Here is a 17,641-nt window from a genome sequence, read left to right on the forward strand (position 1 = left end):
GCCGTTGCGGCTTGCGTTGCTGTCCGGTGACTGGATTCCGGTTGATCTGCCGGGCCGGTTGCGTGGGCTGGTGCCGGGTGTTGATGTGGTCAGTCTGGGTGGGGCGACCGAGGCGGCGATCTGGTCGATCGCGTATCCGGTGGGGGAGGTGGATGCCGCTTGGGAGTCCATTCCGTATGGCATGCCGTTGCGTAATCAGCGTTTTCACGTGCTCAATGACCGTTGGCAGGAGTGCCCGGTTCATGTGCCCGGGGAGCTGTTCATCGGCGGGGTGGGGCTGGCCGAGGGGTACTGGAACGATCCTGAGCGGACCGCTGCCTCTTTTGTCACTCATCCCGATACCGGGGAGCGGTTGTATCGGACGGGGGATCTGGGCCGGTGGACGCCTCAGGGGCATATCGAGTTTCTGGGCCGGGAGGACTTCCAGGTCAAGATCGGTGGCTTCCGCATCGAGCTGGGCGAGATCGAGACGGCCCTGGCACGACACCCGCAGGTCGCCGCTGCCATCGCCGCCGCTCCCGGCGACCGCCACCACCGCCGTCTGATCGGCTACGTCGTGCCCGAGCAGCGTGGCGACGCCGCAGCGGACGAGGAACTGCTGGAGTCCGTACGGGCTCTCATCACGGACCAGTTGCCCGGTTACATGGTTCCGCCGACGCTGACCGTCCTGGACCGCCTCCCGTTGTCGGCCAACGGCAAGCTCGACCGCAGCGCCCTGCCCGACCCCGCCACCACCGCCCAGGCCACCGGCCGTCGCGCCGACCTCGGACCGACAGCCGCCAAACTCGCCGCACTCGCCGCGGAGGTCATCGGCACTGCCGACATCGACCCCTACGGAGACTTCTTCACCCTCGGCGGCGACTCGATCATGGGTGTCCAGCTCGTCTCGCGCGCCGGGGCCCAAGGTATGGAGATCCTGGCGGCAGACCTCTTCCGCCACCGCACCATTGCCGAGCTGGCCGCCGTCGTCGACCAGCGCTCCGAAGGCCGGCAAGGACAGGCCCGCGGTCTGCTGCCACTTGCTCCCTTCCAGCGTGAGCTGTTCGCCCACGCGGAGGAGGCGCTGCCCACGGCCGCCCAGGTTTTCGCGCTGCCCGTGGACCCCGACTTCGCGCCGGAGACCGGAACCCGCGTTCTCGCCCAGTTGCTGCGCCGTCACCCCGGGCTGCGTATGCGCTTCGTGCAGGACGGGGACGGCAGCTGGCGGCAGACCGACGCCGCCTGGTCGGAGGAGGACACACAGCGGCTGGCGTACGTCCCGCTGATCGATCTCTCAGCGCTGCCGGAGGACCGCCGGGAGCGGGCCGTGGAGCAGATGACCGCCGAGATGCGCGAAGAGCTCGACCCGCAGGCAGGCCCCTTGGTCAAGGTCGCGCTGTTCGACCTCGGCGCGGGCGGCCGCCGCCTGGTGTGGCTCTGCCACCTGCTCATTGCCGACCTGCGCTCCCTCCAACTGCTGCTGACGGATTTCTCCGATGCGGCGCGACAGCTGCGCGACGGCAGTGACAGGGCCGATCTCCTGCCGCCCACGCGGCCCTTCCCGCGCTGGGTGGAGCAGGCGGCCGAGCACACCACCGACCCGGTCGAGGCCATGCAGCCGCTGCTGCAGGCTTACGGCGACGGGGCTGTGTACCGGCTGTCCACCGTCGTGGACGAGGACGCGGCCGAGCGACTGCTGTCCGGGGCCGCTGACGCCTACCGGCTCTCCGGGCAGGAGGTCGCGCTGGCGGCCCTCGCCGCGGCCGTCTTCGCCGGTACCGACCGGGAGAACGTGCTGCTCGCTGTCGAGGATGATGCCCGCGCCCTTGTGCTGGGCGATCTCGACGTCAGCGGCAGCGTCGGCTCCTTCAGCCGGACCATTCCGGTCGCCCTGCAGCGGCCCACGGACGAGAGGCCGGAGAGTCTGCTCACGGCCGCCAAGGACCAACTGCGCACGGCGGTGCGCCAAGAGACGCTCCCCGCGCCGTCACCGGCCGCCCAGTCCGTCCTGCTGCGTGATCTCGACGCCCTGGCCGAACTGCCGCGCCTCGGTCACCCCTTCGTCCCCGAAGGGCCCGTAACGCCCCCGTACTGGGACCCCGGTATCGCCCCCGGTCACCCGCTGGTGCTCACCACCTACAAGCTGGCCGGCCGCTGGCACCTGGACTGGCTGTGCCGCGGCGACGAGGCCCGCGCACTGGCCGAGCAGCTGACCGGCCACCTCACCGAGGCGCTGCACACCTTCATCGACCACTGCACCAGCGTCGGGGCCGGCGCGGTCAGCGTCAGCGACTTCCCGCTGGCCGATCTCGACCCGGCCACCCTGGCGGCGCTGACGGCCTCCCTGAACGGCACTCCGCCCGGCGATGACGCCACCACCGATCCGACCGACGGCACGACCACCGAGGTGAACCGATGAGGCTCGACGGCATCGAGGACGTCTACGAACTGTCCTCCATCCAGGAAGGTCTGCTGTTCCACAACCTGTACGCACCAGGCGCCGGTGTCTACCTGGAGCAGATCTCCCTGGCCCTCCACGGCGACCTGGACGTTCCCGCGTTCCGGCAGGCATGGCAGACCATCATCGACCGCCACCCCATCCTGCGCACCAGCTTCCACTGGGAGGGCGTGGGCAAGGCCCTCCAAGTGGTCCACGAGCAGGTCGAGCTGGAGATGCCGGAGCTGGACTGGCGCGAGTACTCCCCGCAGGAGCAGGACGCCTGCTACGAGCAGTTCGCGCTGGAGGACCGGATGGAGGGGCACGCCTTCGACAAGGCGCCGCTGATGCGCACGGCCCTCATCCGCACCGCCGACGACACCTGGAAGTTCTTCTGGAGCTTCTCCCATCTGCTGCTCGACGGCTGGTCCTTCGGCCTGTGCTTCTACGAGATGACGCACCTGTACAACGCGATCACCCGGGGCGAGGAACCGCAGCTGGAGCCCGCCAAGCGCTACCGGGACTACGTCGCCTGGTGGAAGCGGCGCGACACCGAGAAGGCCGAGGAATTCTGGACCCGCCACCTCGCCGGCTTCGAGCCGCCCGCGCACGAGTTGGAGCTGGGCTCCATCGACCGCCGCCCGCCCGGCCCCGGCGAGCCCAGTCACGGCATGCTGCCCGACCGCGACCTGATCGCCCTCGTGCCCCGGCTCGGCGAGGTTGCCCGCGAGCACGGCATCACCGTCAACACGATCGCCCAGGGCGCCTGGATGCTGCTGCTGAGCCGCTACCTCGACCGCGACGACGTGATCGCGGGCTCCACCGGCACCCAGCGCCCGGCCGGACTGCCCGGCGCCGAGCAGATCATGGGCCCGATGCTGGCCACGATGCCGGTGCGCGCCAAGGTCGACCGCGACGCCCAGCTCATCCCCTGGCTGCGCGAGCTCCAGCAGGAGATGGCCGACGCCCGCGAGAACGCCGACATCCCGCTGCCCGAGCTGAAGAAGCTCGCCGCCCTGCCCGGCGGCACCCCGCTGTTCGACATGGACCTGGCCTACGAGAACGTGCCGGTCCCGGACATGACCCTGAACGGGGTGGAGATCGGCGAGTCCACCTACGACGGCCGGCCGCACTTCCCGATCACCATGATCATCATGCCCGGCGACCGGCTGCCCGTGCCGCGTCTGGTCTACGACCGGACCCGCTTCCCCGACCAGGCAGCCGAGCGCCTCATCGAGCACTTCTACACGGCGCTGGTCGCGATCATCGACAATCCGCTGCGCACTCTCGGCGAGATTCCCGTCCTGCCGGACTCCGAGCTGGCGAAGCTGGCGGGGTTCACCGCTACCGAGCAGCAGCCCGTCCCCGGCCCGCTGCACGAGATCTTCGCCCGGAACGCCGCCGAGAAACCCGACGCCGTGGCTGTCACCTGCGGCGACGAGCAGCTGACGTACGGGGAGCTCGACGGGGCCGCCAACCGGCTCGCCCACCGGCTGATCGAGCTGGGCGCCGGCCCCGGCAAGCGCGTCGGCCTCGCCATGGAGCGCTCGACGGCCATGCTCGTCGCCGTCCTCGGCGTGCTCAAGAGCGGCGCCGCGTACGTACCACTGGACCTGGCGCACCCCGCCGGGCGCACCGGCTGGACCCTGCACGACGCCGGGGCCTGCGCCCTGGTCACCCACGCCGCCGGGCGCGAGGGCCGCCCCGAGTTCGACGGCCCGGTCGTCGACCTCGACGCGGACGCCGGCGACCTGGCAGCGCGGGACTCCACAGCCCCGGCGCACGGCGCCACCGCCGACTCGCCCGCCTACGTCATCTACACCTCCGGCTCGACCGGCCGCCCCAAGGGTGTGATCGTCAGCCACCGCAACGTCGTCCGGCTCGTCACCGGTGCGGGCACGCGCTTCGACTTCCGCTCCGACGACGTGTGGAGCATGGCCCACTCCTATGCCTTTGACGTCTCGGTCTTCGAGACCTGGGGAGCTTTCTGCAGCGGGGCCCGGCTCGTCGTCGTCCCGCGCGAGACCGTCCGTACCCCCGAGGCGCTGCACGCGCTGTTGCGCGAGCAGGGCGTCACCGTCCTCAGCCAGACCCCGTCCGCCTTCCGCCCGTTCATGACGGTCGCGCTCGGCGAGCCGGAGGACGCGCCGCGGCTGCCGCTGCGCTACGTGGTCTTCGCCGGCGAGTACCTGGACATCCCGGCCCTCGCCCCGTGGATCGAGCGGTACGGCGACGACGCGCCGCAGCTCGTCAACATGTACGGGATCACCGAAGTCACCGTCCACTGCACCTTCCACCGCGTCACGGCCGCCGACCTGGAGTGCGGCGTGCGCAGCAACATCGGCCGCCCGCTGCCCGACGTCCGCATCCACGTCCTGGACGGGCACGGCAGGCCCGCACCCATCGGCGTCGGCGGCGAGATGTACGTCGGCGGTCCGGCCGTGGCCCTCGGCTACCAGAACCTGCCGGAGGCGACCGAGCAGCGCTTCCTGCCCGACCCGCACTCCGACCACCCCGGCGCCCGGCTCTACCGCTCCGGCGACCTGGCCCGCTACCTGGAGAACGGTGACCTGGAGTTCCTGGGCCGCGCCGACCTCCAGGTCAAGATCCGCGGTTACCGGGTGGAGCCCGGGGAGATCGAGGCGGTGCTGCGCCGGCACGCCGCCGTCCGCGAGACCGTCGTCCTTGCCCGCGAGGACACCCCGGGCGACCAGCGCCTGGTCGCCTACGTCGTCGCCGACGACACGGCCTCCGGGGACCTCACGGAGGAGCTGCGCGACCTCGCCCGCGTCCACCTGCCGGAGCACATGGTGCCCTCCGCCGTCGTCCGGCTCGACGCCCTGCCGCTCACCCCGAACGGCAAGACCGACCGGGCCGCGCTGCCCGCGTCCGATGGCGCCCGCCCCGAGCTGCGCGCCGCATACGTCGCGCCGGGCACGCCCGTCGAGGAGGCCGCCGCCACCGTCTGGGCCGATGTCCTGGGCGTCGACAAGGTCGGCGTGCACGACGACTTCTTCGCCCTCGGCGGGCACTCCCTGCTCGCCACCCGCGTCGCGTTCGGCATGTCCGCCGCGCTCGGCGTCGAAGTCCCCGTCCGGCTCGTCTTCGACCGGCCGACCATCGCCGCAATGGCCGCCGCCCTGGACGTCTCGGAGACCGCGGGGGCCGGGGACGGTGCGACTGCGGCGAAGAGCGGAGCCGCGGACAGCTCCGGCACCATCAAGCGCCGTGCGCGGGTCGCGCGCGGCTCCACGGGAGGTACGAAGGCGTGACCCAGGACGCCACGGCCGCACCGGCCACCTCACAGGACTCCGACGACGTCTATGTGTTCCCCGCCTCCTTCGGGCAGCGCCGCCTGTGGCTGCTGCAGGAACTGGAGCCGGGCAGCGGTCCCGCGTACATCGAGCACGTCGCCGTACGGCTGCGCGGGCCGCTCGATGCCGACGCACTCCAGCGGTCCGTCGACACGCTCGTGGAGCGGCACGAGGCGCTGCGCACCGCGCTGACCCTCGTCGACGAGGAGCCGGTGCAGGCCGTGGTGGCCGAGCTGACCGTACCGATGACCCGGATCGACCTGACCGGGCGCGGCAGTACAGAAGACGCTCTGAACGAGGCATTGCGCGAGCACGTGAGCCGCGCCTTCGACCTCGCCACCGCCCCGCTGTTCCGGGTCGCCCTGATCAGGCTCGGCGAGGACGACCACGCCTTCGCCGCCGCCTTCCACCACGCGATCTACGATCAGTGGTCCGGCAGTGTCTTCATGCGCGAGCTGATCGCCTGCTACCGGTCCTGCACCGAGGGCGGCGTACCCGAGCTGCCCGAGCTGCCCATCCAGTACGGCGACTTCGCGGCCTGGCTGCAGGAGCGGACCGGCAGCGCCCACGAACAGGCCGAGCTGGACCACTGGGCGCGCCGGCTGTGGGACCTGCCCGTCCTCGACCTGCCCACCGACCACCCGCGGCCCGCCGTCCAGGCGCACCGCGGCGCGACCGTCACCGGGCAGCTGCCGGGCGAGGTCGTGCGGCAGGTGGAGGAGGTGAGCCGGGCGGCGGGCGCCTCCCCGTTCATGACGTGCCTCGCCGCGTTCAACGCCGTGCTGCACCGCTGGACCGGCCAGGAGGACATCGCCGTCGGCTCACCCGTCGCCGGGCGGGACCGGCCCGAGGTGCAGGACCTCATCGGCTTCTTCGTCAACAACTTGGTGCTCCGCACCGACCTGACCGGCGACCCGCCGTTCCTCAAGCTGGTCGATCGGGTGCGCGGCGTCTGCCTGGACGCGTACGGGCACGCCGAGGTGCCCTTCGAGCGGCTGGTGGAGCGGCTGGCGCCCGAGCGCGACCTGTCGCGCGGGCCGCTGTTCCAGGTGATGTTCGTCTTCGGCAACGTGCCGATGCCGCACACCGACGTCGGCGAGCTGCGCATGGAGATGCTGCGGACCGACCCGGGCACCGCCAAGTTCGACCTGTTCTTCGCGCTCGTCCCGTACGGCGACGGCATGCGCGCGGTACTGGAGTACGACAGCGCCCTCTTCGAACGGTCCACCGCCGAGCGGCTGCTCGACCACTTCCAGCGGCTGCTGGCCGCCGCCGTCGCCGACCCGTCCCTGCGGATCTCCGAACTGCCACTGGAGTCGGAGGACGAGCGCCGGGCGCTGGAGCGCTGGGGGAGCGGTCCGCGCCGGCCGCTGCCCCGGCTGCCGCTGCCGCAGTGGTTCGCCCGGCAGGCCGCGGACACTCCCGGGCGCACGGCGGTCAGCCGCGGTGAACGGGCCCTGACGTACGCGGAACTGGAGGAGCGGGCCGACCGGCTCGCGGCCCGGCTGTCCGGCCTGGGCATCGGCGCCGGGTCCTTCGTGGCCGTCGCCCTGCCGCGCGACACCGGGCTGCTCGTCGCGCTGCTGGGCGTCCTGCGTGCCGGGGCCGCGTACGTGCCCGTCGACCCCGGCCACCCGCAGGAGCGGATCCGCTACGTCCTGGCGGACGCCGGGGCCGCCGCACTGATCACCGCCGAGGAGCTGCGCGACGGACTGCCCGGTCAGGGCGGACCGGTCGTGCTGCTCGACGCGGGCGGCGCACTTCTGGACGACGAAGCCGCGGACGGCCCGATGCCCGACGGCCCCGCCCCCGAGGACCCCGCCTACGTCATCCACACCTCCGGCTCGACCGGCCGGCCCAAGGGTGTCGTCGTCCCGCACCGCGCGCTGGCCAACCTGCTGGCTGCCATGGCCGAGGAGCCGGGCTGCACCGCGGACGACGTCCTCGCGTCCGTCACCACCCTCTCCTTCGACATCGCCGCCCTCGAACTGTTCCTGCCGCTGGTCACCGGGGCGCGCGTCGAGATCGTTCCCGCGGGTGAGTCCGGTGACGGCGAGCGGCTGGCCGCCCGGCTGGCCTCCTGCGGTGCGACGGTCCTCCAGGCCACGCCGACGACCTGGCGGCTGCTGCTGGACGCAGGATGGACCCCGGACGGGCCGTTCACCGCGCTGTGCGGTGGCGAGGCCATGCCGGCCGGCCTGGCCGCCCGGTTGACGGCGACGGGCGCCGCCGTGTGGAACATGTACGGGCCCACAGAGACGACCATCTGGTCGGCCGTCCACCGGCTGCGCGGTGGCGAGGACCCGGTGCCGCTCGGCCACCCCGTCGCCCACACCGACCTGTACGTTCTGGACGCGGAGTTGCGGCGCACCCCGGTGGGCGTCCCCGGCGAGCTGTACATCGGCGGCGCCGGGCTCGCGGACGGCTACCTGCACCGCCCGGAGCTGACCGCCGAGCGCTTCGTGCAGCACCCGGACGAGCCCGGCGCCCGGCTGTACCGTACCGGTGACCTCGTCCGCTACCGGGCCGACGGCACCCTGGAGTTCCTCGGCCGCACCGACTTCCAGGTCAAGCTGCGCGGCTTCCGCATGGAGCTGGGCGAGATCGAGTCCGTGCTCGTCTCCCACCCGGACGTGCGCGAGGCGGTCGCCGCCGTCCGTGAGGACACCCCCGGCGACCAGCGGCTCGCCGCCTACCTGGTGCCCGCGCCGGACGCCCCCGAGGACCTGGCCGAGCAGGTCCGTGCGCACGTCGCCGCCGCGCTGCCCGCGCCCATGGTGCCCAGCGCCTTCGCCGTCCTCGACGCACTGCCGCTCACCGCCAACAACAAGATCGACCGCAAGCGGCTGCCCACCCCCGAGGCACACCGCACCGGCCCGGAGGAGTACGTCGCGCCGCGCACCGCCGCCGAGCGCGAGATCGCCGCCGTCTGGGCCGAGGTGCTGGGCGTCGAACGCGTCGGTGTGCACGACGACTTCTTCGCCCTCGGCGGGCACTCCCTGCTCGCCGCCCGCGCCGTCGCCCGGCTGCGTTCCCGGCTGGCCATCGAGCTTCCCGTCCGCGCCCTCTTCCAGCACCGCTCGCTCGGCGCGCTGGCCGCCGCCCTGCCGCGGCCCGGCGACGCCGACACCCGGGCGGTCCCCTCGGTGGAGCGCGTCCTGGAGACCTCGGGCGAGCACGAGGGCCGGGTCCTGCTGCCCGCCTCGTTCCAGCAGCGGCGGGTCTGGTTCCTGCATCAACTGGACTCCGAGAGTGCCTCCGCGTACGTCATGCACGGCGCCCAGCGGCTGCGCGGGCCGCTGGACACAGGTGTACTGCGCCGCGCCACCGAACTGCTCGCCGTCCGCCACGAGTCCCTGCGGATCTCCTTCACCGTCACCGACGACGAGCCGGTCCAGGTCCTGCACGGCACGCCCGCGCCCCTCTTCGAGCCGGCCGACCTGACCGGCGCCGACGAGGAGGCCGTCGAGGCGGCGCTGCGCGAGCGCGCGAGCCGGCCGTTCGACCTCACCGCTCCGCCGCTCGCCCGCATCACCGCCCTGCGGCTGGGCCCCGAGGAGCACGTGCTGCAGATCGTGCTGCACCACACCATCGCCGACCGGCTCACCATCGACGTCCTCACCCGCGAGCTGGCCGCCTGCTACACCGCCCTCCTTGCCGGAGCCCAGCCGGACCTGCCCGAACTCCCCGTCCAGTACGGCGACTACGCCGCCTGGCAGCAGCAGTGGCTGGCCGGCCCCGAGCCCGCCGCCCAGGTCGCCCACTGGCGCGAGCGACTGGCCGGACTGCCCGTCCTCGACCTGCCCACCGATCGCCCGCGTCCGGCCGCCCCTGCATATGAGGGCGCCACCCGTACCGTCGACCTGGAGCCCGCGCTCGTCCGCCGCCTGGAGGAGCTGGCCGCTCGGCACGACGCCACACTGTTCATGGTGATGCTCGCCGGCTACGCCGTCCTGCTCTCCCGCTGGACCGGTCAGTACGACTTCGCCGTCGGCTCGCCCATCGACTCGCGCACCCGGCCCGAGCTGGAGAACCTGGTCGGCTACCTCACCAACAACCTGGTCCTGCGCACCGACCTGACCGGCGACCCGAGCACCGCCGAACTGCTGGCCCGCGTCCGCGAGACCTGCCTCGACGCGTACGCGCACGCCGAGGTGCCGTTCGAGAAGCTGGTCGAGGAGCTGCGCCCCGAGCGCGACCTGGCCCGCTCCCCCCTGTTCCAGGCGATGTTCATCGCCGTGCACCTCGGCGCGCCCGGCATCGACCTGCCGGGCCTGTCCGCGGAACCGCTGCCGCCGGCCGTGGAGTCCGCCAAGTACGAGCTGACGTTCACCGCCTTCCCGCACGAGGACGGGCAGCGCGTCATCGCCGAGTACCGCAGCGACCTGTTCGAGGCCGCCACCGTCGACCGCATGCTCGCCCAGTACGCCACCGTCCTGGAGCAGCTGGCCAACGGCGACGAGCGGCGCGTGGCGGGCGTCGACCCGCTGCCCGCCGCCGAGCTGGCCCGGCTGGAGGAGTGGGGCAACGGCCCGTCCTTCCCCGTCCCGGAGACCAGCCTGAACGGGCTGCTCGCGCCGTGCTTCGAGGAGTACGCCGCCCGCATCGCCGTCAGCCGCGGCGACGCCGCTCTCACCTACGCCGAGCTGGACCGCCGGGCCAACCGGCTCGCCCACCGGCTGCGTGCCGAGGGCGCCGGTCCCGGCACGCTCGTGGCCCTGTACATGGAGCGCTGCCCGGAGCTGATGGTGGCGCTGCTGGGCGTTCTGCGCTCGGGCGCCGGCTACGTCCCGATGGAGATCAACTTCCCGGCGGAGCGGCTGCGTTACCTGCTGGAGGACTCCGGCTCGGTCGCCGTCCTCACCCAGGAGCACCTGGCCGGCTCACTCCCGGAGACCACCGCGCGCGTGCTGAGCCTGGACACCGACTGGCCCGCGATCGAGGCGCAGCCCGCCACGCCGCCGGACGGCGAACCGGCCCCCGGCGACCTGGCGTACGTCATCTACACCTCCGGCTCCACGGGCCGTCCCAAGGGCGTTGCCCTGCCGCACCGCCCCGTCGTCAACTTCCTGCTGACGATGCGGAGCGAGCCCGGCATGGCCCCCGGGGACGTCGTCGCCGCGGCCAACACCGTCTCCTGCGACATGCCCGTCCTCGACCTGTACCTGCCGCTGCTGTGCGGAGCGCGGATCGAGATGGTCCCGCTGGACGAGGTCACCGACGGAGAACGGCTCTCCGAGCGGCTGGCCGCCGCGGGCGTCGGCTACCTGCAGGGCACGCCCACCACCTGGCGTGTGCTCCAGGAGGTCGGCTGGACCCCGCCGCCCGGCCTGGTCGCGCTCGCCGGCGCGGAGAAGGTCCCCGCCGACCTCGCGCACTGGCTGACCGGGCACGGCGCCACCGTCTGGCACATGTACGGGCCCACCGAGACGACCGTCTGGTCCACCGTCCACCAGGTGCGCCCGGAGGACGACCCGCTGCCACTCGGCCACCCCGTCGGCAACACCGAACTGCTCGTCCTGGACCCGTCGATGCGGCGCACTCCGATCGGTGTCCCCGGCGAGCTGTACATCGGCGGCGACGGGCTCGCGCAGGGCTACCTCCACCGGCCTGAGCTCACCGCCGAAAAGTTCGTGGACGACCCGCGTCGCCCCGGCGAGCGGCTGTACAGGACGGGTGACCTCGTCCGCTACCGCGCCGACGGCACCCTGGAGTTCCTCGGCCGCACCGACTTCCAGGTCAAGCTGCGCGGCTTCCGCATCGAGCTCGGCGAGATCGAGTCCGTGCTGCGCGGCCACCCGGCCGTCCGCGACACCGTCGTCACCGTCCGCGAGGACACCCCCGGCGACCCGCGCCTGGTCGGCTACGTCGTCCTCGCCGCGGAGACCGATCACGCCACGCTGGTCGAGGAGCTGCACGGCGCCGCCCGCGCCGTCCTCCCCGCCCACATGGTGCCCCGCGCCCTGGTTGTCCTCGACGAGCTGCCGCTCACCCTCAACCGCAACAAGGTCGACCGCGCCAAGCTGCCCGCGCCCGAGTCCCGGCGCACCGGCCAGGGCGACTACGAGGCCCCGCGCACCGACGCCGAGCGGCTGATCGCCCGCGTCTGGACCGAGGTCCTGGACCTGGACCGGGTCGGCGTGCACGACGACTTCTTCGCCCTCGGCGGGCACTCCCTGCTCGCCACCAGGCTCGTGACGGCCCTGCGCGCCGCCACCGGCGGCCCCTTCGCCGTCCGCTCCGTCTTCGAGCGGCCCACCGTCGCCGCCATGGCCGAACTGCTCGACGAGAACGGCACGCGCGAGGAGCAGCGGTCCATCCCCGCCCGCGAGCGCTCCGGCGAGGAGTACGAGACGCTGCCCGCCTCCGCGCAGCAGCGCCGCGTCTGGTTCCTCGACCGGCTGTCCCCGCACAGCGGCGGTGCGTACCTGATGCGCGGCGCCCTGCGGCTGCGCGGCACCCTCGACACCGCCGCCCTCCAGCGCTCCGTCGGCCTGCTCGTCGAACGGCACGAGGCGCTGCGCACCTCCCTCCGCGCCGAAGGCGGCGAGCCCGTCCAGCGCATCGCCCGCCATGCCGAGCTGCCGGTTCGTCAGGTCGACCTCACGAATCTGCCGGCCGACGAGCGGGAGGAGCGGCTGACGCGCCTCCTGGAGAGCGAGAGCAGCCACCCCTTCGATCTCGGCCGCGCGCCCCTGCTGCGCGTCACGCTGGTCCGCACCGCGGAGGACGAGCACGTCCTCGCCGTCGTCTCGCACCACGCGATCTCCGACCGGCTCTCCACCGAGATCATGGTCAAGGAGCTGGCCGGCGCCTACGAGGCCCTGGTCGCCGGGCGTGAACCGGAGCTGCCCGCCCCTCCCGTCCAGTACGGCGACTACGCGCTCTGGCAGCAGCGGGCCGCCGACGAGCAGGCCGCGGACATCGCGCACTGGCGCGAGCGGCTGGCCGGCGTGCCCGTCCTGGACCTGCCCACCGACCACCCGCGCCCCGCCGCACAGACCTACCGCGGCTCCACGCGCTCCGCCCCGCTGCCCCGCGCCCTGACCGACCGGCTCGAAAGGCTCGCGACAGAGGAGGGCGGCACGCTGTTCATGGCGCTGCTCGCCGCCTTCAACGGCATGCTGCACCGGCTGACCGGCCAGGACGACCTGGCCGTGGGCACCCCCGACTCCGGCCGCGGGCACACCGGGCTCGACGGCGTCGTCGGCTACTTCGCCAACACCCTCGCGTTGCGCTCCGACGCCTCCGGCGACCCCGCCTTCCGCGAGCTGCTGCGTCGTACCCGGGAGACCTGCCTGGACGCGTACGAGCACTCGGACGTGCCCTTCGAGCGGCTGGTGGAAGAGGTGCGCCCCGAGCGCGACCTCTCCCGCAGTCCGCTGTTCCAGGTGCTGTTCATCCTCATGCCACTGCCCGCGCCGACCCTGCGGCTGCCCGGCGTCGAGGCCGAGCAGCTGGGGCTGCCCGCCGGCGGCGCCAAGTTCGACCTGACGCTGATCGCCCAGCCCGGTGCGGACGGCGCGGACTGGCGACTGACCCTGGAGTACAACAGCGACCTGTTCGAGGGGGCCACCGCCGAGCTGCTGCTCCAGCGGCTGCTGACGCTGGCCGCGGCCGCCGCCGACGAGCCCGGCACCCGGCTGTCCCGGCTGCCGCTCCTGCCCGCGGCCGAGCGCGCGGCGCTGGAACGCTGGGGGACCGGCCCGGACCTGCCGGTGCCCGGCCCCTGCGTCCCCCAGCTCTTCGAGGCGCAGGCCGCGCGGGTCCCGGACCGGACCGCCGTCCGCCGTGCGGGCACCGCCCTCACGTACGGGGAGCTCAATGCCCGCGCCAACCGGCTCGCGCACCGGCTGCGCGACCTCGGCGTCGGCCCCGGCAGCCTCGTCGGCCTGGCCACCGAGCGCTCCCCGGAGACCTTTATCGGACTGCTCGGCATCCTCAAGGCGGGCGGCGCCTACGTGCCCGTCGAGCCCACGCACCCGGCCGAGCGCGTCCGCTCCGTCCTCGCCGACTCCGGCGTCGACCTGCTGCTCACCACCGAGGAGGCCGCGGCAGGGCTGCCCGGCGCCGCCGCCCGCACGCTCCTGCTCGACGGCGACCCCGGCAAGGGCCGCCCCGACCACGACCCCGAGCCGGCCGCCGGACCGGACGACCTGGCGTACGTCATCCACACCTCAGGCTCCACCGGCCGCCCCAAGGGCGTCGAGATCAGCCACGGCGCGCTCGCCCGGCTGATGACCGCCCTGCGCGGTCTGGACTGGCTCGACGAGCACGGCCGGATGGCCGCGCCCACCACGCCCGCCTTCGACCTGTCCGTGCCCGACCTGTTCCTGCCGCTGGTCACCGGCGCGGGCATCGTGATCGTCGCCCCGCGCGAGACCTCCGACGGGCGCGCCCTGGCCCGGCGCCTGGAGGCGGACGGAGTCACGGCCATGCAGGCCACGCCGACGACCTGGCAACTCCTCCTCGACGCGGGCTGGACGCCGGACGGCCCGTTCACCGCGGTCTGCGGCGGCGAGCCCGTGCCGGCCGAGCTCGCCCGGCGACTGGTGCGCGCCGGCTGCACCGTCTGGCACATGTACGGGCCGACGGAGGCGTCCGTCTGGACCACCGCGTACCGCGTCACCGGCGAGGAGACCCGGCTGCCGCTGGGCGGACCGCTGCCCGGCACCGTGCTGCGCGTCGCGGACGCCGGTGGGGAAACCTGCCCGGCCGGTGTACCGGGCGAGCTGTGGATCGGCGGCGGCCGGCTGGCCCGCGGCTACCTGAAAAACCCGCAGCAGACGGCCGAGCGCTTCACCGAGCGCGACGGCGTGCGCTGGTACCGCACCGGCGACGTCGTCCGGCGCCGCCCGGACGGGGCGCTGGAGTTCCTCGGCCGCGACGACCATCAGGTCAAGCTGCGCGGCTTCCGCGTGGAGCTGGGCGAGGTCGAGGCCGTGCTGGCCGCGCACCCGGCCGTACGCGAGGCCGTCGCCGTCCTCCGCGAGGACGCCCCCGGCGACCAGCGGCTGGTGGCATATCTCGTGCCTGCAGAGCCCGGTGGCCTGGACGGCGGCGACGGCCCGGCCGCCGTGCTGCACGCCGCCGCCGGGCGGCTGCCCGCGCACATGCGGCCCACCCGGACGCTCGTCCTGGACGCGCTGCCGCTCACGCCCAACCGGAAGGTCGACCGGGCTGCACTGCCCGCGCCCGACAAGCGGGCCCCGGCCGCCGCGGAGCGGACGCTGCCGGGCACGGCGACCGAGGAGCGCCTGGCCGCCCTGTTCGCCGAGTCCCTCGGCCTGGAGAGCGTAGGCATCCACGACGACTTCTTCGCCCTCGGCGGACACTCACTGCTCGCCGCCCGCACCCACGCCCGCATCGAGGAGACCTGGCCCGGCGCCCCCGGTGTCCGCGCCCTCTTCGAGCGGCCGACGGTCGCCGGCCTGGCCACGCTGCTGGACGCCGCCGACCCCGCCGCGGCGGGACGGCACGACCCCGTCGCCGATGCCGTCCTCGGGGAGTCCGTACGCCCCGGCCCGCCCGGCGCCCGCCCCTGGCCGCCCCGGCACGTCCTGCTCACCGGCGCGACCGGCTTCCTCGGCGCCTTCGTCCTGGCCGAACTGCTGGCCCGCACCGCCGAGTCCGGCACGACCGTGCACTGCCTGGTGCGCGCCGCGGACGACGCCGCCGCGCGGCAGCGGATCACGGACCACCTGGCCGGCCTCGGCCTGTGGGACGGGGCCGCGGACGGCCGGCTGCGCGCCGTCGCGGGCGACCTCGCCGAACCCCGGCTCGGGCTGTCCGAAGACGTCTTCACGGACCTGGCCGAGCGCGCCGACCTCGTCGTCCACATCGGTGCCGTCGTCAACTACGCCCTGCCGTACGGCGATCTGCGCGAGCCCAACGTGGAGGGCACGCGTGAACTGCTGCGGCTGGCCGCGCAGGGCGAGCCCACCCCCGTGCACCTGGTCTCCAGCCGCGCCGTCTTCGGCCGCAGCCGCGGCGGCCAGACGTTGTACGAGTCCGACGTGCCCGCCGCACCGCCGTACGACGACAACGGTTACGCCGTCACCAAGTGGACCTCGGAGATGCTCGCCCGCGAGGCGGCCCGCCGTGGCTTGCCCGTCGCGGTCCACCGTCCCGGCCGTGTCGGCGGTGACAGCCGCACAGGTACCTGGCGCAGCGACGACGTCGCCTGCCACATGATGCGGGCCTGCGCCCTGACCGGCCTCGTGCCCGACACCGACCTGGCCACTGATCTCGTACCGGTTGACCACCTCGGCCGCGCCATCGCCACCCTCGCCCTGGACGCGGAGGCCCTGGACGCCACCTTTCACTACGCGGGCCCGGCCAAGACCCCCTTGCGGCTGCTGGCAGAAGCCCTGCCCGTCGCGGGGCTCCCCGCACAGTTGGTGCCGCCGGGGGAGTGGTACGCCGCAGTGCAAGGACTGGCCGCCGGATCCCGCGATGCAGGGCTCGACCTGGTGGTGCAGGACTACGCCCCGCTCGCCGGTGAAGGAGCGGAGGACTGGCGGGAGCCGGAGTACGACTGCACCACCACCGCGCGTCTGCTGAAGGACCCGGCCGTCTTCCCCCTCATCGACCGCGAATTGCTCGCCCGCTACCTGCACGCCCTGGCCGTGACCGCTTCGGACAGCCGGCCCAACCCCCACCACGGTTCGTAAGACGGAGGAAAAGTGCCCGCAACACCAAGCTCTGACAAGCCGATCCTGATCGCCGGGGCCGGCATCGGTGGGCTCACCGCTGCGCTCGCCCTCGCCCGCCGCGGCCTACCGGTGGTCGTGTTCGAGCGCCGTGAAGCACGCCAGATCGTCATGGCCGGCAGCGGGCTGACCATCTGGTCCAACGCCACCACCGCTCTGGGCGAACTCGGCCTGGGAGAGGAACTGTTCCGGCGGGGAGAGGAGGTACGCGGCGGCCGCAGCGTCAACGAACACGAACGCGTCATCTACCGGATGCGCACCGCCCGCTACACCTGGCCCGGCAGCCTGCCGTCCGTCAGCATCAGCCGAGGAGCGCTGGCCGACCTGCTGATGACCGCCTGCGAGAACGCCGGCGTCGAGATCCACCTCGGCACCCGCTGCAGCGGTTATGAGGACAGCACCGACGGAGTGGTACTGAAACTGGAGGACGGCGAGACGGTCGAAGGCTCCGTCCTCATAGGTGCCGACGGCATCCGCTCGGCCGTCCTGACTCAGCTCCACGGCGGCCTGCCCGAGCCTCTGTACACCGGCCGCTCCACCTACCGCGGCATCAGCCCCACCTCCGAGGGCCTGGAACGCGGCCTGATCTACATGTTCCACCACGCACCGACCAAGGTCGGCGGCGGCGCCTGGCACACCGGCGACGACCGCGTGGCCTGGACGCTGAGCACCCTCACCGAGCCCGGCAGGCGTGATGACCCCGGGACGCTCAAGCAGCGCGCCACTGAACTGGCCGACCCGCTACCGGGACTGCCCGCGCGGCTGGTAGCGGCGACTCCGGCCGAGGCCGTGATCCGGACCGACATCTTCTACCACGACTGGCGTGAGCACTGGGGTGAAGGCCGCGTCACGCTGCTGGGTGACGCGGCCCACGCCATGCCCACCGACCTGGGGCAAGGCGCCTGCCAGGCGATCGAGGACGGTGTGGTGCTCGCCGATGAACTGGCCCGGCACACCGACCCGGTGGCCGCCCTTCGCGCATACGAGCAGCGCCGCATACCTCGGGTCCGGTGGGTGCGGCAGCAGGTCATGCAGATGGTGAAGTGGCCGCAGATCAACAACCGCGTCGTCAAATGGGCGGTCACCAAGATCGTCGCGCCTGTGCTCATCGCCTTCAGGACGCGGACCCTGTGGCGCGGGCTCCAGCAGCCGCCCAGGACCACTCCCGGCCCCGGTCAGCGAGCGGCGGGAGCGTGAAC

The 17,641-nt window shown here is 73.4% G+C and carries 4 protein-coding genes; all 4 read left to right on the top strand.

What is annotated here, in order from left to right:
• Window positions 1-16: 16 nt before the first annotated feature.
• The 4 genes from CCS38_RS10150 to CCS38_RS10165 are packed head-to-tail and all read left to right on the top strand — an operon-like array spanning window position 17 to window position 17,639.
• On the top strand, window positions 17-2,398 hold the full coding sequence (locus tag CCS38_RS10150) for a condensation domain-containing protein (protein WP_223732908.1): 2,382 nt from the start codon (window positions 17-19) through the stop codon (window positions 2,396-2,398).
• The gene (locus CCS38_RS10155) at window positions 2,395-5,688 is read left to right on the top strand and encodes a non-ribosomal peptide synthetase (RefSeq protein WP_223732882.1); all 3,294 of its coding nucleotides are present in this window, start codon (window positions 2,395-2,397) and stop codon (window positions 5,686-5,688) included. The genes CCS38_RS10150 and CCS38_RS10155 overlap by 4 nt, the downstream gene beginning before the upstream one ends.
• Window positions 5,685-16,403 carry a non-ribosomal peptide synthetase gene (locus CCS38_RS35510; RefSeq protein ID WP_223732883.1) on the top strand — a complete coding sequence of 3,573 codons (10,719 nt, stop codon included), beginning with the start codon at window positions 5,685-5,687 and terminating at the stop codon, window positions 16,401-16,403. Before CCS38_RS10155 ends, CCS38_RS35510 begins: the two co-directional genes overlap by 4 nt.
• Before the next feature lie 12 nt (window positions 16,404-16,415).
• Entirely contained in the window at window positions 16,416-17,639 is a 1,224-nt protein-coding gene (locus CCS38_RS10165) for an FAD-dependent monooxygenase (RefSeq protein ID WP_223732884.1), read from the top strand.
• Window positions 17,640-17,641 lie beyond the last annotated feature (2 nt).

The organism is Streptomyces purpurogeneiscleroticus (assembly GCF_020024005.1).
GTDB classification, from domain to species: Bacteria; Actinomycetota; Actinomycetes; order Streptomycetales; family Streptomycetaceae; genus Streptomyces; species Streptomyces purpurogeneiscleroticus.